Raw genomic sequence first — 18161 nt, 5'->3', positions numbered from 1 at the left:
CGATCAGCTGTTGGCCCCGGTATCAGGGTGTTCACGGCGAACATGAAGATTTGTTCATGCCGGCACTCGGATGGCTGCGCAGAGGGGGCGTATAAGGTTGTTTGTGGATCCACAAAACAACTGCTGTGCGATAAGCGAACGAAATAATCATCAGGCGCTAAATTCATAAAATATTGAAAATTAACGTGTTCTTGTATTAATTCGTTGTGAGCTTGCCGCTTTGTGTCGTCGGATTGGTGTTTAGCAAATCACACACGGTTGTCTGTGGATCCATTATCTGGTTGATTAGCGCCTGACGACGGCCAGCCCTCCGGCCGTGCGCGACGACAATTACAAGAAGGGTCCAGTCATGAATGGCTTATCTGGGGCACGGAACCGTCAACGTTCCTTCTGCTCTGCTTGCGTGTGCACGTCTGTCCTCCCGCCTGTGGCCCGCATTGGCCTGCAGGTGGCCCCATGAACATCGATCTCAAGCAACGTCTGGACAATGACCCGATGGGCCGCTTCCAGTGCCTGGCCATCGGCATTTGCATCGTGCTGAACATGATCGATGGCTTTGACGTGCTGGTGATGGCCTTCACGGCCGCCTCGGTGTCTGCCGAGTGGGGCCTGAGTGGGGCGCAGGTGGGGCTGCTGCTCAGCGCCGGCCTGTTCGGCATGGCGGCAGGGTCACTGTTCATTGCGCCGTGGGCCGACCGCGTTGGCCGGCGCCCATTGATTCTGTTCTGCCTGGCGCTTTCCGGTGTGGGCATGTTGCTCTCGGCGTTGAGCCAGAGCCCGTTGCAACTGGCGCTGCTGCGCGGGCTGACCGGCCTTGGCATCGGCGGCATCCTGGCCAGCAGCAATGTGATCGCCAGTGAATATGCCAGCAAACGCTGGCGTGGCCTGGCAGTGAGCCTGCAGTCCACGGGGTATGCCCTGGGCGCGACCTTGGGCGGCTTGTTGGCGGTATGGCTGCTGGGCCACTGGGGCTGGCGTTCGGTGTTCCTGTTCGGCGGCATCGTCACGGTGCTGGTGATCCCGCTGGTGCTGCTGTGGCTGCCGGAGTCGCTGGACTTTTTGTTGGCACGCCGCCCGGCGAACGCCTTGGCGCGGGTCAATCGGTTGGCCGACAAACTCGGGCAACCGGCACTGTCCCAGCTGCCGCTGCCCGCGCAAAGCGTGCCTGGTGCCGCCACAGGGTTCAGGCAGTTGCTGACCCCCGCCATGCGCCGCACCACGCTGGTGATCTGGTTGCTGTTCTTCCTGGTGATGTTCGGCTTCTACTTCGTCATGAGCTGGACCCCGAAGCTGCTGGTCGCGGCTGGCTTGTCGGCGCAGCAGGGCATTACCGGCGGGGTGCTGCTGAGCGTTGGCGGCATCCTTGGCGCGGCGCTGATTGGCGGCCTGTCGTCACGCTGGCCACTGAGCCGCGTGTTGGCGATGTTCATGCTGGTCACGGCCGGGCTGCTGGTGCTGTTCGTGGCCAGCGGGTCATCGGTCACCGCCGCGCTGGCGCTGGGCTTGCTGATCGGGCTGTTCGCCAACGGTTGCGTGGCTGGGCTGTATGCGCTGTCACCGGTGGTCTATGACGCGTCGGTGCGCGCCACTGGGGTGGGCTGGGGCATCGGCATTGGCCGGATTGGCGCAATCCTGTCGCCGACCGTGGCCGGCGTACTGCTAGACGGCGGCTGGCAACCGCTGCACCTGTATGGGGTGTTTGCCAGTGTCTTCGTGCTTGCTGCTGGTTGCCTGCTGTTGCTCAAGCCAGCATCGCGGCCGGGGCAGGCAGTGATGGCCGATGCCTAGGGTCGGGCTTTTGGTGCCCGGCCTGGCCGTAGATCCCAGCAAAATGTTGCCTAGAATGGGTGTGGCTGGCAGGTGTACGCCGCAGCAATTTTGCCGGCATTGAGATCGAGCGCCGCCCGCGCGGCGCTTCGCAGCACAAGGCTGCTCCCACATCTGTTTCGGGCCAATTATTCCTGTGCCATGAGCGCGCACCCCCTTGGCGCCTGACACGATATTGAGTCGGACCAACAAGGCGGTCGCGCGCAAATATCACAGGCCTCACTGGCCCGAAACAGATGCGGGAGCAGCCTTGTGCTGCGAAGCGCCGCGCGGGCGGCGCTCGATCTCATGGCCACCCAATGCGTCGTGGCGAGCACTACGATAAGATTACCGCTCATGTCTCTGGAAACTGCCTGGATGAGCAAGCCCGGTCAATTAGTGCTGGTTACGCTTCGCAAGATGATCGCCTCCGGCGAATTGGCGGCCGGCGAGCGTCTGATGGAAATCCCCACCGCCGAACTGTTCGGTGTCTCGCGGATGCCGGTGCGCATGGCATTTCGCACCCTGGAGCAGGAGGGCCTGCTGGTGCGTTTTGGCGGGCGTGGGTTTCAGGTGCGTTCCGTCAGCGCAGACGACATCGCCGGTGCGGTCGAGGTGCGTGGCGTGCTGGAAGGCTTGGCTGCGCGCCAAGCGGCAGAGCGTGGGCTGTCCGCTGAAGCGCGCGCAGCGCTGCAGCGCTGCCTGGTCGAAGGCGACCAACTGTTCGACAAGGGTTTTGTCACCGAGGAAGACCTGCAGGCCTACCATGACCTCAACATGCGCTTCCACCAGGTGATCATCGCAGCCAGCCACAACCCGGCGATTGCCGATGCCCTGGCGCGCAATGACCACCTGCCGTTCGCCTCGGTCACTGCGCTGGCCGTGGACCGCCACGACCTGGCGCGAGAGTACCGGCGCTTCAACTATGCACACATGCAGCACCATTCGGTGTTCGATGCCCTGGTCAGCGGGCAGGGCGCCCGCGCCGAGGCCATCATGCGCGAGCACGCCAATGCCACCTTGCGCTACGCCGAGACGTTCGGCGCGGCCACGGCCGATGCGCGCATGAAGGTCATCCTGCCCTCGTCCTGAAGCGCTTCAGATATCCAGCACCAGCAGCGGCGTTTTCGAGCGCGAGCAGCAGGGCGTGAACTGATCGTTCTGCGCCTGCTCCTGCTCCGTGAGGAACAGGTCGCGATGCTCCGGTGTGCCTGCCAGCACGCGCGTCAGGCAGGTGCCGCAAATGCCTTGCTCGCACGACATGGCGATCGCGATGCCGTGCTGTTCAAGCACCTGCACCACACTCTGGTCGGCGGGCACCTCGAAGACCTGGCCGGTGCTGTTCACCTGCACCGAGAAGCTGCCGTCGTTCTGCGTATCAACCGGCGCGGCGGCAAAGTATTCGCGGTGCAGGCAGGCCTCCTGCCAGCCCTGCGCCTTGGCGCTTTCCAGCACATGCTGCATGAACCCGCTTGGGCCGCACACATACAGGTGCATATCGTCTTGCGGGTTGGCCAATACCTGAGCGATGTCCAGTGCAGTCTCGGGTTGCTCGTCGAAATGCACGAACAGGCGGTCGGCGAAGGCGGCACCGCGCATGCGTTCGACGAAGGCTGCACGTTCGCTGGAACGGGCGCAGTAATGCAGTTCGAAGTCCTCGCCGCTATGGGCCAGTTGCTCGGCCATGCAGAGGATCGGCGTAATGCCGATGCCACCTGCGAACAACAGGCTGCGACGGGCGCCCTGGGCCAGGGGGAACAAGTTGCGCGGTGCGCTGATACGCAGGCGGGCACCGTTGTGCACCTGCTCGTGCAGGCTGCGCGAGCCGCCACGTGAGGCAGGGTCCTTGAGTACGCCGATCAGGTAACGGTGGCGCTCTTCGGGGTGATTGCACAGTGAATACTGGCGGACTTGCCCATCCGGCAGGTGCACGTCAATGTGCGCGCCTGCACTAAAGGGCGGTAGCAGGCTGCCATCGAGTGCGGCCAGCTCGAAGCTGCAGATGTCCTGCGCTTCGTCGTTACGGGAAACCACTACGGCATCGATCATGTCCGTTCCTCGTCAGGCTGGGCTTGCGCTGGTCGCGATCAGTTGGGCTTGGGCCGTGCGTTCGTTGGCGATCAGGCGCTCCAATATTTTGCGCGACTGGACCCCGCCGGCATCGATGTTGAGCTTGAGCAGGTTGCGCTCGGGGTAGGCGAGCAGGTTCTGTTGCTGGCGTTCGAGCATTTCCAGGTCTTCGCTGAAAATCTTGCCCTGGCCCTCGCGGATGTTGGCGGTCAGCGTTTCGTCGTGCGCTGCAAAGTTGCGCGCCATGCCCCAGAAGTACCAGATCGAGGTGTCGGTCTCTGGGGTGATGAAGTCGACCACGATGCTCGAGGCTTTGTGCTGCGCATCGGCGTGATAACCCCCTTTGCCTGCGTGGGCCACGCCAACTTCGATCAGCACATGGCTGGGTGGGGTGAAGCGGCAGATCTGCCAGCGGTCCACCGGCACATCGTCAGCCAGGCCGTTGCCGCGCAGGGCCATGCGCCAGAACGGCGGTGCCATGATGTTTTCCATGTGTCGGGCAGTCACCACTTCGTCACCGGTGACGGTGGTCACGGGCGGGGCTTCGTCGATTTCCTTCTGACCAATGCTGGAGGCATGCACGTAGGTTTCGTGGGTCAGGTCCATGAGGTTGTCGATCATCAGCCGGTAGTCGCAGCCAATGTGGAACAGCCCGCCGCCGTAGGCCCACGCGTCATTCACCGCCCACTCCAGGTGTGGGATCAGGCTTGGGTCCGCTTGCGCCTGGTCGCCGGGCCAGACCCAGATGAAGCCGTAGCGCTCGACCACCGCGAAGGTCTTGTTGCAAGGGAAGCCCCTGACCCGCTGCCCTGGCATCTCGACGGTCTTGCCGTCGCAGCCCATCACCAGGCCATGGTAGCCACACACCAGGTTGCCGTTTTCGACATAGCCCAACGACAGCGGGGCGCCACGGTGCGGGCAAAAATCTTCCACTGCAGCCACCCGGTTTTCGTGGCCCCTGTAGAACACGATCCGCTCCCCGCAGACCTGACGGCCCAGCGGTTTCTCGGCGATTTCATCGGGGGTGCAGGCGACATACCACGTGTTTTTGGGGTACATGAAGGCTCTCCGGAGTAGCGATTGTTTTTATTTAATGGATCCATTAAATGTGGCGGAGGGCGGCCCGGTCAACGATTGTGGCATTTTTTGCTGATTTATTTGGGCGATTATCGGACTGCTATGAGTGGTTCTTTGTTTTATGGATCCATTAGCCGGAGTTTTCAGCACCGCTGGATGTCACCCTGCCGCGCTTGAACGATCCGGAACCTGACGAAACCAATCCCGACCTCGCCTGGCACAAAAAGCAGTGGCATGCAGTGCCTAGCGAGACCCTGACCGAACAGGTTTTTTTCAGGTCCTGGACTTCGGCGCGATCACGTTTGAAGCCAGTGGTCGAGACGTTGGCCAGGTTGTTGGAAATGGTGTCCTGGGCGGACAGGCCGGTTTTAGCGACCCAGCGAGCCGGAAGCATGCTGTTCTCCTCGTGCGCCTGTTTACGGCACCCGTTCAAATATGATTAGCCGATTTGCAATTGAGCGCTTGTACTCATTGAATGTTAGGAAGTATTAGCGCCAAGGTTCAGCGTCGAAAACTAGTAGAAGTACCAGGTGACCCGTTCCACTCGCGACGCCGAAGGTTGACTTCCAGATCACCCTTTCCGCTTGCCAGACCGACCCGGACCAGAACGCCTTCGCAACACTGGAGCTGGATGGCAAGAATGGCTCGCTGCCGATCGGCCCCATCGCAAAGGGTGTCTTCAAGTAGGCCCAACACAATGATGAAAATAATCTGTCTTGGTGACACAACCGATCATGGCGGAGATTCAGTTGGAACTCAATCAATAGTGTCTGTTTTGGGTTTGCGGCTTCGTTTTAGGTATAAAGTTTTCTAATGGCTGATGATGCAACCATGGGGTCAGGGTCTTTGGATAGTTGTTGCAGGATGTCTTTGGGCACCTTGGGATTGCAGGCAATTCGGTGTCTTACAGTTGCGTCCGAATCGATTGCGAGTCGCTCGAAGACCGTTCTATTAAGTTTTCGTTTGGTTGCTATTTTCCATCGGATATCTATGTCGCTGCTCTTCGAGAGAAGGTCTATGATGTCGTCGGGAATGTTTTTGTTCCCAGCTACGCATCGTGCGAGCTCCGGGTAGTTATTAAGTATTTCAGTCCATACTTCAAGTGAGGCAGTTTGGTGTGCGAGCGTGGTATCTTCATCATCGTCGCAAAGGATTCTGAATTCTTCAGCTGAAATACCCATCTATTTCCCCTTTTGGCCCTTGCATTGCACCTCGATCATTGATCTTTCTCTCTGGGCGGAGTGTGCTTCGATTTTGTTGGGGATGCTCTCTCAGTGGATGTTTGATGCGCCTGTTGGTAGTAGTTTTCCAATTTCCTTCAAAGCCTCATCTTGCCTTTCATATAGCTGGGTGTTGATGTAGGTCTGGCATTCTGGTGTGAAGTTCATCGGTTAAGTCTCCATGCTATTCTTCCCACTGTTTTTTGTGTTGCCTCAAAGCAAATTGTTCTTTCATTTTTTTGTTAAAAGCATTTATATGAGCCTTGTCTCTGTTGTCATACTCCACGCGAAAGCCCCGATGCTCATCTAGAAAGCGTCCCCCGTTGAAGGGGTCCGGTATGAATTTTGCCGTATTAGGAACGGAATCTTTGGCGGAGATTTGAGTGTGTCCTAGGGCGCTGTTCATAGCTTGACTGTAGTCGTCGTGCAACTCGTCGCATTGACGCTCTTTCCTGATTCTCTCTCTTTCTAGTTATTTTCTCTTGTCTTTAGCGCTGCATGGGTTGGCGGTTCTTGTCAGTTCAAGTGGGTCGATCCACTGTCTCGGGTTTGGCGCGTACTGGTACGTATTAATCTCGCCATCAAGCACTACTGGATCCTTACTAATAAACCTTGCTGTCCGAGGATCAGTAGCGATGGTGAAAAATGGTGTCATTTTGTTTCTTGATTGGTGGCTGACTTGTGATGGGTGGAGCATCTTTGTGATGCTCCACTATCCGATAATTGGGCGCTATTGTTGCTGCTTCTTTCGCAAATCTAAATTGTAGTGCGCGACCTGCTTGACATTTGTGACGGTGTCTTTCGATAAGCGTTCTAGAATTTCAATAGGTGTTTTTTGATTTGCAGCAATAGCCTGCCTAACACGAGGCTCTTCGTCTCTGGATAAAAGGTGCATGCTGTCGAGGTCTAGTTTACGTTTTCTAGCTACAGTGTGGCGAGTTTTCCAGTTACCACTAAGGGCTAGTTTGGCGAGGATAATGGCTGGTATGGTGTTGTTTTGTAATAGCATTAACTCGTAATCCGCATGTTGCTCAAGCATGCTTTCCCAGACGTGCATCTCTGCCTCATCTGAAATTGCCCTGCTTTTAAGTGTCGGGTCATCGCTTTCGATTAAGCTCATGAATTCCGCTGCTGAGTTTATCATTTCTTTTCCTGGCACTTTAATGATTTTAAGTCTATCTGACGACCAGTTGGGCCTTTGTGTTTTTTGCCAGTAAGCATGTCCCCATGCTCATTAAGGTCGGCTAACCATTCGAGCGTGCTGTTTCTTGATTCCGTGAATACTTTCCAAGAACTACCGTGCTCGGTCTTATCTGGTGAGTACCAGTTGCCGTCTTTTGGATCTCTGTACAAGCTTACGTTGCCAACTCCCGGTACATGGCCGCTGCACCTTTTGTCATATCTCTGGATAATCCATTTTTCAGCGCAGCAGGTTCTGTTGTCGATGTTTTTCTTTCCAGTAGGAGGAGGCGTTCTCCCTGTGCGTGATAATCCTAATGGATCGGTCCATTCGATCGGGTTGGGTGCATACGTATAAGAATTGATGTCACCGTAAAGACCTATCGGGTCTCGAGTGATAAATCGACCCTGAAAGGGGTCATAATATCGATACCGGCTGTAGTGAAGCACAGCCTCGGGGTCGAAATACTGCCCTTGGAAGCGCAGTGGATAGTGCATTCCTGACAAATCTGCTTGTTTATTTCCATTTTCTTTGGCTGTTCCCCACGCCTCATAGATTGCTGTCCATGCAATTTTCGCATTAGCGTCGGTGACTTCCATTGGAATGCCGAGGTGATCGCATTGATACCAGACCAGAGCATCGAACGGCTTCGGCGTTGGCTTGTGCTGCCATACTGGATCTCGGTCGATGTCATACGGGAAATGATAGTTTGGCTGCCGCAGCATTTCCTCAATGTGATTCATCACCCCTTGCGCGACAGGAACGAAGGTTCCTGGCTCAAATACATAATGTGTGGTCTGCCCCTTGCCATCTCGGCCTCGTTGCTCGAACGCCAGCGTATCGCCGTCCCAGATAAACAGCGTCAGATTGCAGCCTAGCTGCTCATCCAGCGCACGCCGTGCGTTCTCGTTCCAGACCGGTCCGGCCTGGACCCGGTTGCGGTACTTCGAGCGCGAGTCCTTGTAGACACGGCGGCCTAAAGCGTCATAGCCAAACTCGACAACCAGCCGATCGTCCTCGTATCTACGCAGGCGGTCGTACAGGTCCCAGGTGAACTTGCCAGCCTTGCCGTTCTCTATCCGCTCCAGCAGATTGCCGCGCTCGTCGTACCGGTATTGCGTTCCGCAGTAGCTGCGCAGCACGTTGTCCATCAGCTTGCGTGGCGAGTGCGGATTTGGCCCGGGCGGTGCCTCGGGGTCCAGCAGGTTGCTCGCTGGGTCAAAGGCAAATATTTCCTTCTCGTAGTTAAGGCTGGCTTCAAGCAAACGACCAACCGGGTCATATTGTTGCCCGCGGCATCGTAGAACCACTGCAGTTTGCAGGTGCCGTTCTCAGCCCAGGTCAGATTGCCATTGCCGTCATAGGCAAAGGTCTCGATCTCCCATTTCTCACCGCCGCGTCTGCCTGCTTTGCGTTCAAGAAGTCGGCCCATAGGGTCGTAAGTGAAATGGCTGGTCCTATCTCCATCCAAGCGTCTAGTCGGCAGGTTACTGCCGTTGTCGTACAGGTAATGGGTGGTTTCCTGGTCGAAGCCGGTTTCCTTGAGCAAGCGCCCAGCAGGGTCATATTTGAAGCGGGCTTCGCTGTTGTTTTCGTTGCGCAGACGCACGAGCTGGCCGAGCTTGTCCCAGTGGTAGGTGAGGGTGGTGTCGTTGGCATTGTGGCGTTGATGGATCAGCCCGGCTTCGTTGTAGTCCCAGCGGGTGCGACGGTGCAGGGCGTCGGTGTGGCTGAGTAGTCGGCCTTCGGCATCGCGTTCGAAACGCTCTTTGGTCTTGTCTGGGTGGATAAGCCGTACCAGTTGGCCGGCTTCGTAGTGGTACTCGGTCACCTCACCGGCGGCGTTGATGAGTTTGGTCAATTGGCCCAAGGCGTTGTACTTCCACTGCGTGGATTCACCTCATCCTGATCGCCACCGTCTTGGGCCAGGTGATCGCGGGCTTCACTGGCGAAGGTGGTGTGGTACTCCTGTGCGACCTTCAGGCGCTCGGCGGTTTCGACGAGGTCCGTATGGTGTTCACTGGCGCGAGCACGCATCTCGGTGGTCAGCAGCAGGCCACCGCCGGCGCGTAGCACGCCGTGGGTATCGGTGCGCAGCTCGAAACCTTGGCCACGCGGCTTGCCGCCAAAGTGGCGAGGATGGGTGAGGTAACCGAGGTTCAGTGCCGAGTGGTCGTGATCGCTCATCAGCGCCGCGCTGATCTGCCCGGTGGTGTCGTCCAGGCGCAGTTCGTTGTGGCGCTTGCCGTGGTGCTCCTTGCTGCGGATCGGGCTGAGTGCCTTGAACTCAGGCAGCCGGTACGGCGGGCGGTTGACGATGTGATAACTGCGCCCGGTGATCATCGGCTGATCGGGGTCGCCGTTGAGGAAACTGACCACCACTTCCTGCCCGATCCGGGGAATGGCCATGTGGCCCCAGGTGGCGCCGGCCCAGGCTTGAGTGACCCGCACCCAGCACGAGCTTTTCTCATCGTCCTGGCCTAGGCGGTCCCAGGGGAATTGCACGCGCACACGGCCATGCTCGTCGCAATAGATTTCCTCACCGGGTGGCCCAACCACCTTGGCCATCTGCGGGCCTTCGATTATCGGTTTGGGGCGGGCAGGGGCGTGCCATTCGACCACTGCCGGAATCAAGGTCGCAGTGAGGGTGTAGGACGTGCCGACCTCGGCTTCGGCAGCATCCTCTTCCAGTGCCGCAAACTGGCGGCCCTTGTGCGTAATGCGCAGGGGGCGCCAGAGGATGTTCATATCCTCGCGGGCGTGGCCGGTCAGCTCGAATGCAATACCCGGTTGCAGGCGAGCATCATCGCCTTCGACTTCGGCCACGCGCGCATCGCCGAACAGGGCATTGACTTTGGTCTGGGTGAACGGCTTGCCGGTGTTGTCGTGCTTGTAGCGGCCAGGGTAGTCGTAGCGTTCGTAGTCGTTGCTTTGATTGCCCATGTCCTGAGGGAACATGGTGTGCTCATGGTTGTAGCGTGGGTGAGTAAAGGTGTAGTCGCGCTGGACTTGGCTGCTGGTGCGCACCTGTTCGCGGTAGTCGAAGTGGCGCAGGCAGGGTTGCTGCTCCATGCCGCCGCGGTTGGCGACATACAATACTGGCTCGCCTTCCAGGCTACCGAAATTGCTGATGTGATCCGTCTGGATCACCACGTGGTTGGCTGCGCTGTGCTCGAAGGTGCAGATCAAGCCTTCTTCGGCCGACAGGCGCCAGAAGAAGTTCAGGTCCAGGTCGCCGGCCTGGACGCAGAATTCGCGGCTCTGGTGTGTGTTGACCACATACTGGATCAAAGTGCCCCATTGGCGTTCGCGGAACAGTTCCTCTAACAGCTGCGGGATCGGGCGGTGCTGGAAGATACGCCAGTCCGATTGCAGGCCAGCGCGGGCGAGTTGTGGCTCGATCACGGCGCGGTAGCGGGTGCGGCGGTGGCCGGTTTTGCCTTGTTCGAAACTGCTGATCAGGCCGTGCACATGGCGCACTGCTTCCTGCTGCTGCCAGATGGTCAGCACGGCGGGTTGGTCGAGGAGAGTGGCGAAGTCGGCGTCGTCGGCGAAGCTGACCAGTTCGACTTCCAGGCGGTACAACTCGCTGACTCCTTCGGTCAGTTCGAACGACACCACATCAAACGCTATTGCCTCATCGGCGGGTGTGCTGAAGGTGAAGCGCACATCGTTCAAGTTGCTCATACGGGCTCCTGCTGTTCATTCCATCGGGCAGGTTTATCGGGCCGGACGCGTTGTAGAATGCGGGGCATAAGTGCACCCAAAGACCGTAACGGGGAATCCATTCCTCGTCGCCGTAATGGCTTCCTAAAGAGTTGTAGGAAGTTTCGCTAAATGCGGATGTTGTATGTTTCTGAGCAAAGCCGTGCTCGCTGCGCTTTGGGCACAGGGGGCTGTTAAGTGAAGTCAATCAGGGGTTGCCGAATATCAAGGTCGCACTCGACGTAGTGATCAACATGACGTCCTGGTAACCCTTGCACAGCCGTGACCTGCTATGCCTATGGGATACAACGCGCAAAGAGGACAGTCCCCCGATGCTGGTCGTCGAGCAACTGCACAAGTCATTCATCACCCCTCAAGGCCCGCTGCCTGTGCTGCAGGGCATCGACCTGCGCCTGGCCCGCGGCAGCAGCCTGGCGCTGATGGGGGAGTCGGGGAGTGGCAAGAGCACCTTGCTGCATTTGATTGCCGGCCTGGACCGGGCCGACAGCGGGCGCATCCTGATTGATGACGAACCACTCGATGGCCGTTCGGAGTCGGCACTGGCGCGGTGGCGCCGGGATGGCATTGGCCTGGTGTTCCAGCAGTACAACCTGATCAGCAGCCTGGACGTGGCGGCCAACCTTGCGTTTCAGGCCCGGCTTGCCAACCGGCATGACCCGCACTGGCTGGCGTACTTGGCAGAGCGCCTGGGGCTGGCTGCGTTATTGACGCGCTACCCGGAACAGCTATCTGGCGGCCAGCAACAGCGGGTCGCCATTGGCCGCGCCCTGGCCGGTCGCCCCGCCTGGGTGTTGGCAGACGAGCCGACCGGCAGCCTTGACGAAGCCAGCAGCGATGAGGTGTTAGGCCTGTTTTTGCAACTGGTCACCGAGGCCGGCAGCAGTGTCCTGATGGTGACCCACAGCCAGCGCCTGGCGGCGCGGCTAGCGCACAGTTGCTACCTGCAGGCGGGCCGCGTGCGCGCCGAGCACGGCCTATGAGCCCATTGCTGCTGACCCTGCAGGCGCTGTTGAGCCATTGGCGGCGCCATCGCGTGCAGTGCCTTAGCATCTTTACCGGGTTGTGGCTGGCCACTGCGTTATGGACCGGCGTCCAGGCACTCAACAGCCAGGCACGTATCGACTACGCCCGTGCCAGTGCGGTACTGGCGGCACCGATGCAGGCGCAATTGGTGCCGCGTGACGGCGAACGCTTCGAGCAGGCGCTGTATGTGCAATTGCGCCAGTTGGGCTGGCCGGTTGCCCCGGTACTGGAGGGGCGGCTGCGGTTTTCTGGCGAGCAGCCGGTGACTGTCCGGCTGATTGGCGTCGAGCCGTTGAGCTTGCCAGTTTCCACCGCCGTGGCCGGTGTGCGGGTGGCCGATTTCGACCTGCTGGCCTTTATTGGCAAGCCGGGGCAGGCCTGGGTAGGGCCGGACACCTTGCGCCAACTGGGCAAAACCGTTACCGACGTGGCCGTCAGCAGCGAAGGGCAGCGGCTCCCACCCTTTGTGCTCAAGCCGGAGTTGGCGCCCGGGGTGATCGTGGTCGACATCGGCCATGCGCAGGCCTTGCTGCAGGCACCCGGACAGCTGTCGCGGCTTCTACTGACAGGGCCTTCGGCGCCCTTGCCCGCAGCCATCGCTGCGCGGCTCGAACTGCAAACACCGAGTGATGACGGTGGCCTGCAACGCCTGACCGAGAGCTTTCACCTGAACCTCACCGCCCTCGGCTTGCTGGCCTTCGTGGTCGGGCTGTTCATCGCCCACGCCGCCATTGGCCTGGCACTGGAGCAACGCCGTGGCTTGATCAGAAGCCTGCGGGCCTGCGGCGTCATTTTGCATTGCCTCTTGCTCGGCTTGGCGCTGGAGCTGGGCCTGTTCGCGGTGCTGGGCGGGCTGGCCGGGGTGGCGGGCGGCTATGGGCTGGCCGCGTTGCTGTTGCCGGACGTTGCCGCGAGTTTGCGTGGCTTGTATGGCGCCCAGGTCGCCAGCGTGTTGCACCTGTCGGCTGGGTGGTGGTTGGCTGGGGTGCTGGTGAGTGTGCTCGGGGCCTTGTTGGCGGGGCTGAGCAGTGTTTTGCAGGCCGCGCGCCTGCCCCTGTTGGCGCTGGCTCAACCCCAGGCCTGGCGCTTGGCGCAAGGCCGTTGGTTGCGGCGCCAGACGTGGGTGGCACTGCTGTTGCTGCTGGTGGCGCTTGGCTGTTGGCAACTGGGCCAGGGCTTGGCCAGCGCTTTCGCCTTGCTGGCGGCGTTGTTGCTGGCCTCGGCGTTGCTGTTACCTCCCTTGCTCGACGGCGTGCTGGCCTGGGCTGCGCGTGGGCGCCGACGGCCGCTGTCGCAGTGGTTCGTCGCCGACAGCCGCCAGCAATTACCCGGGTTGAGCCTGGCGCTGATGGCCTTGTTGCTGGCACTGGCCGCCAGTGTTGGCGTGGGCAGCATGACCGAGGGCTTTCGCAAGACCTTCATCGGCTGGCTCGATGCGCGTTTGTCCGCCGACCTTTACGTGACGCCTCGGGACACCGCGCAGGGCCTGCAGATCAGTGAGTGGCTCAAGCAGCAACCTGCGGCCACGGCGGTGCTGCCAGGCTGGCGTGTGGAAACGCACCTTAAGGGTTGGCCAGTGCAGGTGCAGGGGGTTATCGACCACCCGGCCAACCGCGACCGCTGGCCGTTGCTGGACCAGCACGCGCAGGCCTGGCAGCAGTTGGCGGCGGGCAAGGCGGTGATGCTCAGTGAACAATTGGCCCGCCGCCTAGGGCTGGCGGTGGGCGACACTTTGATGCTGGCGGCCGACGCTGCGCCGCCCATGACGGTTGTGGGGGTGTACGCCGACTACGGCAACCCCAAGGGCCATTTGTTGGTCAATGCCGACTGGCTGCGCAGGCATTGGCCGCAGGCGACATTGACCGGCCTGAGCGTGGATGTCGCGCCCACGCACCTGGCGCCCCTCAAGGCTGCGTTGCAGCAGCGCTTTGCCCTGGACGACAGCCGGGTGGTCGAGCAATCGCGCCTGAAGCGCTGGTCGACCGAAGTGTTCAACCGCACCTTTGCCGCCACCGCCGCCCTCAACAGCCTGACACTGGGTGTCGCCGGCGTGGCCATGTTCATCAACCTGCTGACCCTGAGCCAAAGCCGCCTGGGCCAGCTGGCGCCGCTTTGGGCATTGGGTGTGCGGCGCACGCAACTGGTTTGGCTGACCCTGGGCCAGACGCTCATGCTGAGCAGCCTCACCGTGCTGCTGGCGATCCCTGTCGGTGTCGTGTTGGCCTGGTGCCTGGTGGCGGTGGTGAACGTGCAGGCATTTGGCTGGCGGTTGCCGCTGTATGTGTTTCCTGGGCAATTGGTGCAACTGGCGGTGCTGGGCATCCTCACCAGCCTGCTGGCCAGTGCCTGGCCGCTGTGGCAACTGGCGCGGCGACAGCCCAGCGATCTGTTGAGGCAGTTTGCCGATGAACGTTAAAGCCTGTGTCGTGCTGTGCGCGCTGCTGAGCGGCTGTGACCAGCCTGCGCCAGCGCCGCAGAGTTTTGCCGGGTTGGGCGAGCAGGCCAGTGGGTTCAGCCAGGTGACCCGCGATCACCCCTTGGTGTTCCCGCGCGATCACGGTGCTCATGAGGGGTTTCGCATCGAATGGTGGTATGTCACCGCCAACCTTGAAGACGCCCAAGGGCGGGACTGGGGCGCGCAGTGGACGCTGTTCCGTTCGGCCTTGCGCCCAGGGGCGGAAACGGCCGACTGGAACAGCCCGAACCTGTGGATGGGGCACGCGGCGCTGACCGGGCCGGGTGGGCATCGCGCTGGCGAGACCCTGGCGCGTGGCGGTATCGGGCAGGCAGGCGTCGAAGTCCAGCCGTTCCGGGCCTGGATCAATGACTGGTCACTGCAGGGGGGGGAGGGCATTGCAGGGTTGCACATGAAGGCTGCCGGCCAAGGCTTTGGTTACGACCTGAATCTGCGCAGTGACAGGCCGCTGGTGCTGCACGGCAGCCAGGGCTACAGCGAAAAATCGGGCAAGGGGCAAGCGTCGTATTACTACAGCCAGCCGTTCTACCGCGTCAGCGGCGAGGTGGAGCGCGATGGCCTATGCATTGCGGTCACCGGGCAGGCCTGGCTGGACCGGGAGTGGAGCAGCCAGCCGCTGGCGGCCGGGCAAACGGGCTGGGACTGGTTTTCACTGCACCTGGACAGCGGCGCGAAGCTGATGCTGTTCCAGGTGCGCGAGGCCAAGGGTTTGCCGTATCGGGCGGGGACCTGGGCCAGTGCCCAGGGTGAGGTGGTAGCGCTGCGAGGCGATCAGATTCAGCTTCAGGCGTTGGCCTGGACGCGGCAGGAAAACGGCAAGGAGGTGCCGACACGTTGGCGAGTGCGGGTGCTGGCGTACGGCGTGGATGTGCAGGTTGATGCCGTCGAGCCGCGTGCCTGGATGAACACCCGGTTTCCTTACTGGGAGGGGCCGGTGAGGTTGCAGGGGAGTGCGGGCGGGCGGGGGTATCTGGAGATGACGGGGTATTAGGGGCATGCAGGGGTGTGAGGCTGCCAGGTGTATGGCGATGGGGGGGGGCGCCTGTGAGATCGAGCGCCGCCCGCGCGGCGCTTCGCAGCACAAGGCTGCTCCCACATTTGTTTCGGGCCAGTCATGTCTGTGAAGGCGGCGCGCGACCGCCTTGTGTGTTCGACTCGATAGCGCGCCATGCACCTGTAGGAGCAGCCTTGTGCTGCGAAGCGCCGCGCGGCGGCGCTCGATCTCGACAGCGCCGCAAACCTCAACCCGATCACCTCAAACCATCACCTCAACCCTTGATCAACCCCCGTAACGCCGCCTTGGCCTCAGGCGTACGCAGGCATTCGATAAACAACTGGCTCTCCCGCTCCACAGTGGCCTCCAGCTCCGCGCGCCCCCCATCCTTGAGCAGGCGCTTGCTAATACGCAGCGCCTCTTGCGGGTAACTTTGCAGCCGCCGCGCCAGTTGCCGGGCGGCCGCCAAGCACTGTTCGCCATCTTCATGCAGCTCACTGGCCAAGCCCCAGGCTACCGCCTGCTCACCCTCAAGCAACGCGTTGCCCATCAGCAAGCGGGCGGCGCGGGCGTGCCCGAGCATGCGCGGCAGCAGCAGGCTGGAGCCGAACTCCGGGCATACCCCCAACGGCGCAAACGGCATGCGCAGCTTGGCCGTGCGGCTGACCAGCACCTGGTCGCAATGCAGCAGCAGGGTGGCGCCGATGCCGATCGCCGCGCCACTGACGGCAGCGATCAGGGGTTTATCCAGGCCCATCACAATGCGCATCAGGCGGAACACCGGGCTGTCCCTGTCGCTGGGCGGGTTGTCGAGGAAATCGCGCAGGTCATTGCCGGCGCTGAAGCAGTGGGGGCCGCCCGTGATCAGCACCGCATCAACGTGCGGGTCTTCGCCCGCCGCCAGCAGCAGGTCGCCAAACTGGCGGTACATGGCGATGTTCAGGGCATTGAGCTTGTCGGGGCGGTTGAAGGTCAGGGTCAGCAGGCCCTGGTCCAGGTCGCGTGTGATCAGGTCGTTCATGGCAGCCGCTTTTGTTGTTGTGGTCAGGCCCGGCAACAGGGTGCACACCGGGCATTGGCCACTAGGGTTTATCATGGCGCTCGGCTTGCTGTACAGTCGTTCAGCCCAGTCTACTGCCCGAGAATCGCCGATGAGCCAGGAAGCCCGCTACCACCGCATGCTGCCGGAATTGCGCAAAGCCAACCTGGTCGAGGCGACCTTGGTGTGCCTCAAACGCCATGGTTTTCAGGGGGCTTCGATCCGCAAGATTTCCGCCGAGGCGGGGGTTTCGGTGGGGTTGATCAGCCACCATTACGCGGGCAAGGACGAACTGGTGGCCGAAGCTTACATGGCGGTCACCGGGCGGGTCATGGGCTTGCTGCGCGAAGCCATGGCCCAAGCCGCGCCCACGGCCCGCGAACGGCTGTCGGCGTTCTTCCGTGCCTCGTTTTGCGCCGAACTGCTCGACCCGCAACTGCTCGATGCCTGGCTGGCGTTCTGGGGCGCGGTGAAGACCGCCGATGCGATCAACCAGGTGCACGACCATTCCTACGGTGAGTACCGCAACGAGTTGAGCCGGCTGCTCGCCACGCTGGCGGTGGAAGAGGGCTGGCAGGGCTTTGACGCCGACCTGGCGGCGATCAGCCTGAGCGCGTTGCTCGATGGCTTGTGGCTGGAGTCGGGCCTCAACCCGGGCACCTTTACGCCGGCCCAGGGCGTGCAGATCTGCGAGGCCTGGGTGGATGGCTTGCAGGCCGGTGGTCGGCAACGCTTCAGCCTGCCCAAGGGCTGTTGATCGCCTGTTCAGTAACGAGTAGGCTGCTGTCGCGAGTGTGTAGAACAAACCAATAAAAAAGAGACTTCACGCAATGACGCCTCGGGTATTGATCGTCGATGACGATCCGCTTATTCGTGACTTGCTGCAGGCCTATCTGTCCCAGGAAGGCTATGACGTGCACTGCGCCGACACCGCAGAAAAGGCCGAGGCATTGCTCGACAGCCAGGACGTCGACCTGGTGCTGCTGGACATTCGCCTGCCTGGCAAGGACGGCCTGACCCTGACCCGCGAGCTGCGGGTGCGCTCGGAAGTCGGCATCATCCTCATCACCGGGCGCAATGACGACATCGACCGCATCGTCGGCCTGGAGTGCGGCGCCGACGACTACATCATGAAACCGCTCAACCCCCGCGAGCTGGTGTCCCGCGCCAAGAACCTGATTCGCCGCGTACGCCATGCCCGCGAGGTGCACCCGGCGCCCGCCTGCGCACAGTCGCTCAAGCAATTTGCCGACTGGGCACTGGACACTGACCGTCGACGCCTGATCGACCCGCGTGGCGGGCAAACGCTGCTGACCCATGGCGAGTTCCAACTGCTCAGCGTCTTCCTGCGCAACAGCGGCCACACCCTGAGCCGCGACCAGTTGATGGACCAGATCCGCAACCGTGAGTGGGTACCCAACGACCGCTCCATCGACGTGCTGGTCGGCCGCCTGCGCCGCAAGCTGCATGACGACCCGGCCGAGCCGCAACTGATCATCACCATTCATGGCACCGGCTACCTGTTCACCGCCAGCGTGGCCGCGTGAGCA

The 18161-nt window shown here is 61.0% G+C and carries 16 protein-coding genes and 1 pseudogene; 7 read left to right on the top strand and 10 right to left on the bottom strand.

All coding sequences use genetic code 11. The features are described from left to right. Positions 1–456: 456 nt before the first annotated feature. Both QOS90_RS14900 and QOS90_RS14895 read left to right on the top strand, forming a co-directional pair. Positions 457–1788, top strand: coding sequence for an MFS transporter (locus QOS90_RS14900; RefSeq protein ID WP_027593686.1), 1332 nt, complete (start codon positions 457–459; stop codon positions 1786–1788). A 396-nt stretch (positions 1789–2184) separates the two neighbouring features. After that, positions 2185–2898, top strand: coding sequence for a GntR family transcriptional regulator (locus QOS90_RS14895; RefSeq protein ID WP_027593685.1), 714 nt, complete (start codon positions 2185–2187; stop codon positions 2896–2898). Positions 2899–2904: 6 nt separating this feature from the next. Here QOS90_RS14895 and QOS90_RS14890 read toward each other — a convergent pair whose 3' ends face one another. The 9 genes and pseudogenes from QOS90_RS14890 to QOS90_RS14855 all read right to left on the bottom strand — a co-directional run bounded on the left by QOS90_RS14890 (position 2905) and on the right by QOS90_RS14855 (position 11040). After that, complete coding sequence (locus QOS90_RS14890) at positions 2905–3855, bottom strand: PDR/VanB family oxidoreductase (RefSeq protein WP_027593684.1); 951 nt, start codon at positions 3853–3855, stop codon at positions 2905–2907. 12 nt (positions 3856–3867) lie between these two features. Further along, positions 3868–4935 (bottom strand): aromatic ring-hydroxylating dioxygenase subunit alpha, encoded by a 1068-nt coding sequence (locus QOS90_RS14885; protein WP_027593683.1) that lies wholly within the window; start codon positions 4933–4935, stop codon positions 3868–3870. A gap of 292 nt (positions 4936–5227) precedes the next feature. After that, positions 5228–5347 (bottom strand): annotated as a pseudogene (locus tag QOS90_RS14880) (flagellar basal body protein); the annotation flags it as partial. A 400-nt stretch (positions 5348–5747) separates the two neighbouring features. Beyond that, positions 5748–6134, bottom strand: a complete 387-nt coding sequence (locus QOS90_RS14875) for a hypothetical protein (RefSeq protein ID WP_085273335.1) — start codon at positions 6132–6134, stop codon at positions 5748–5750. 511 nt (positions 6135–6645) lie between these two features. Next, complete coding sequence (locus tag QOS90_RS27635; protein ID WP_225876703.1) at positions 6646–6828, bottom strand: RHS repeat-associated core domain-containing protein; 183 nt, start codon at positions 6826–6828, stop codon at positions 6646–6648. 75 nt (positions 6829–6903) lie between these two features. Beyond that, positions 6904–7317 (bottom strand): hypothetical protein, encoded by a 414-nt coding sequence (locus QOS90_RS14870; RefSeq protein ID WP_050580739.1) that lies wholly within the window; start codon positions 7315–7317, stop codon positions 6904–6906. Then, on the bottom strand, positions 7314–8504 hold the full coding sequence (locus QOS90_RS14865) for an RHS repeat-associated core domain-containing protein (protein WP_177408596.1): 1191 nt from the start codon (positions 8502–8504) through the stop codon (positions 7314–7316). Before QOS90_RS14865 ends, QOS90_RS14870 begins: the two co-directional genes overlap by 4 nt. Continuing rightward, on the bottom strand, positions 8504–9223 hold the full coding sequence (locus QOS90_RS14860; RefSeq protein WP_283600553.1) for a hypothetical protein: 720 nt from the start codon (positions 9221–9223) through the stop codon (positions 8504–8506). The genes QOS90_RS14865 and QOS90_RS14860 overlap by 1 nt, the downstream gene beginning before the upstream one ends. Continuing rightward, entirely contained in the window at positions 9211–11040 is a 1830-nt protein-coding gene (locus tag QOS90_RS14855; protein ID WP_085273336.1) for a type VI secretion system Vgr family protein, read from the bottom strand. Before QOS90_RS14855 ends, QOS90_RS14860 begins: the two co-directional genes overlap by 13 nt. Before the next feature lie 350 nt (positions 11041–11390). Here QOS90_RS14855 and QOS90_RS14850 point away from each other — a divergent pair, with 350 nt between their 5' ends. From QOS90_RS14850 to QOS90_RS14840, 3 genes are read left to right on the top strand one after another with little or no spacing between them, the layout of a single operon-like run. After that, entirely contained in the window at positions 11391–12059 is a 669-nt protein-coding gene (locus QOS90_RS14850) for an ABC transporter ATP-binding protein (RefSeq protein ID WP_027593680.1), read from the top strand. Continuing rightward, the gene (locus tag QOS90_RS14845) at positions 12056–14518 is read left to right on the top strand and encodes an ABC transporter permease (RefSeq protein ID WP_085273337.1); all 2463 of its coding nucleotides are present in this window, start codon (positions 12056–12058) and stop codon (positions 14516–14518) included. The genes QOS90_RS14850 and QOS90_RS14845 overlap by 4 nt, the downstream gene beginning before the upstream one ends. Continuing rightward, positions 14508–15569: a lipocalin-like domain-containing protein gene (locus tag QOS90_RS14840; RefSeq protein ID WP_085273338.1), complete on the top strand. Its 1062-nt coding sequence runs from the start codon at positions 14508–14510 to the stop codon at positions 15567–15569. The genes QOS90_RS14845 and QOS90_RS14840 overlap by 11 nt, the downstream gene beginning before the upstream one ends. 277 nt (positions 15570–15846) lie before the next feature. On the opposite strand, the gene QOS90_RS14835 is transcribed toward QOS90_RS14840, so the two are convergent. Next, positions 15847–16593, bottom strand: coding sequence for an enoyl-CoA hydratase (locus QOS90_RS14835; RefSeq protein ID WP_085273339.1), 747 nt, complete (start codon positions 16591–16593; stop codon positions 15847–15849). 130 nt (positions 16594–16723) lie between these two features. Between QOS90_RS14835 and QOS90_RS14830 the strand changes: the two genes are divergently transcribed. Beyond that, the gene (locus QOS90_RS14830; RefSeq protein ID WP_027593676.1) at positions 16724–17368 is read left to right on the top strand and encodes a TetR family transcriptional regulator C-terminal domain-containing protein; all 645 of its coding nucleotides are present in this window, start codon (positions 16724–16726) and stop codon (positions 17366–17368) included. 73 nt (positions 17369–17441) lie between these two features. After that, positions 17442–18158, top strand: a complete 717-nt coding sequence (locus QOS90_RS14825) for a response regulator (RefSeq protein ID WP_085273340.1) — start codon at positions 17442–17444, stop codon at positions 18156–18158. Positions 18159–18161 lie beyond the last annotated feature (3 nt).

Source organism: Pseudomonas sp. LAIL14HWK12:I10, assembly GCF_900184205.1.
GTDB lineage: Bacteria > Pseudomonadota > Gammaproteobacteria > Pseudomonadales > Pseudomonadaceae > Aquipseudomonas > Aquipseudomonas kermanshahensis.
Note: the sequence above shows the minus strand (reverse complement) of the source record. Positions and strands in the feature narration are given on the sequence as shown.

Coding starts and splice junctions, on each gene's coding strand:
- QOS90_RS27635 (WP_225876703.1), bottom strand. CDS start 6,828: ATGACACCATTTTTCACCATCGCTACTGATCCTCGGACAGCAAGGTTT.
- QOS90_RS14840 (WP_085273338.1), top strand. CDS start 14,508: ATGAACGTTAAAGCCTGTGTCGTGCTGTGCGCGCTGCTGAGCGGCTGT.
- QOS90_RS14830 (WP_027593676.1), top strand. CDS start 16,724: ATGAGCCAGGAAGCCCGCTACCACCGCATGCTGCCGGAATTGCGCAAA.
- QOS90_RS14850 (WP_027593680.1), top strand. CDS start 11,391: ATGCTGGTCGTCGAGCAACTGCACAAGTCATTCATCACCCCTCAAGGC.
- QOS90_RS14890 (WP_027593684.1), bottom strand. CDS start 3,855: ATGATCGATGCCGTAGTGGTTTCCCGTAACGACGAAGCGCAGGACATC.
- QOS90_RS14855 (WP_085273336.1), bottom strand. CDS start 11,040: ATGAGCAACTTGAACGATGTGCGCTTCACCTTCAGCACACCCGCCGAT.
- QOS90_RS14870 (WP_050580739.1), bottom strand. CDS start 7,317: ATGATAAACTCAGCAGCGGAATTCATGAGCTTAATCGAAAGCGATGAC.
- QOS90_RS14865 (WP_177408596.1), bottom strand. CDS start 8,504: ATGGACAACGTGCTGCGCAGCTACTGCGGAACGCAATACCGGTACGAC.
- QOS90_RS14885 (WP_027593683.1), bottom strand. CDS start 4,935: ATGTACCCCAAAAACACGTGGTATGTCGCCTGCACCCCCGATGAAATC.
- QOS90_RS14825 (WP_085273340.1), top strand. CDS start 17,442: ATGACGCCTCGGGTATTGATCGTCGATGACGATCCGCTTATTCGTGAC.
- QOS90_RS14900 (WP_027593686.1), top strand. CDS start 457: ATGAACATCGATCTCAAGCAACGTCTGGACAATGACCCGATGGGCCGC.
- QOS90_RS14895 (WP_027593685.1), top strand. CDS start 2,185: ATGAGCAAGCCCGGTCAATTAGTGCTGGTTACGCTTCGCAAGATGATC.
- QOS90_RS14845 (WP_085273337.1), top strand. CDS start 12,056: ATGAGCCCATTGCTGCTGACCCTGCAGGCGCTGTTGAGCCATTGGCGG.
- QOS90_RS14835 (WP_085273339.1), bottom strand. CDS start 16,593: ATGAACGACCTGATCACACGCGACCTGGACCAGGGCCTGCTGACCCTG.
- QOS90_RS14875 (WP_085273335.1), bottom strand. CDS start 6,134: ATGGGTATTTCAGCTGAAGAATTCAGAATCCTTTGCGACGATGATGAA.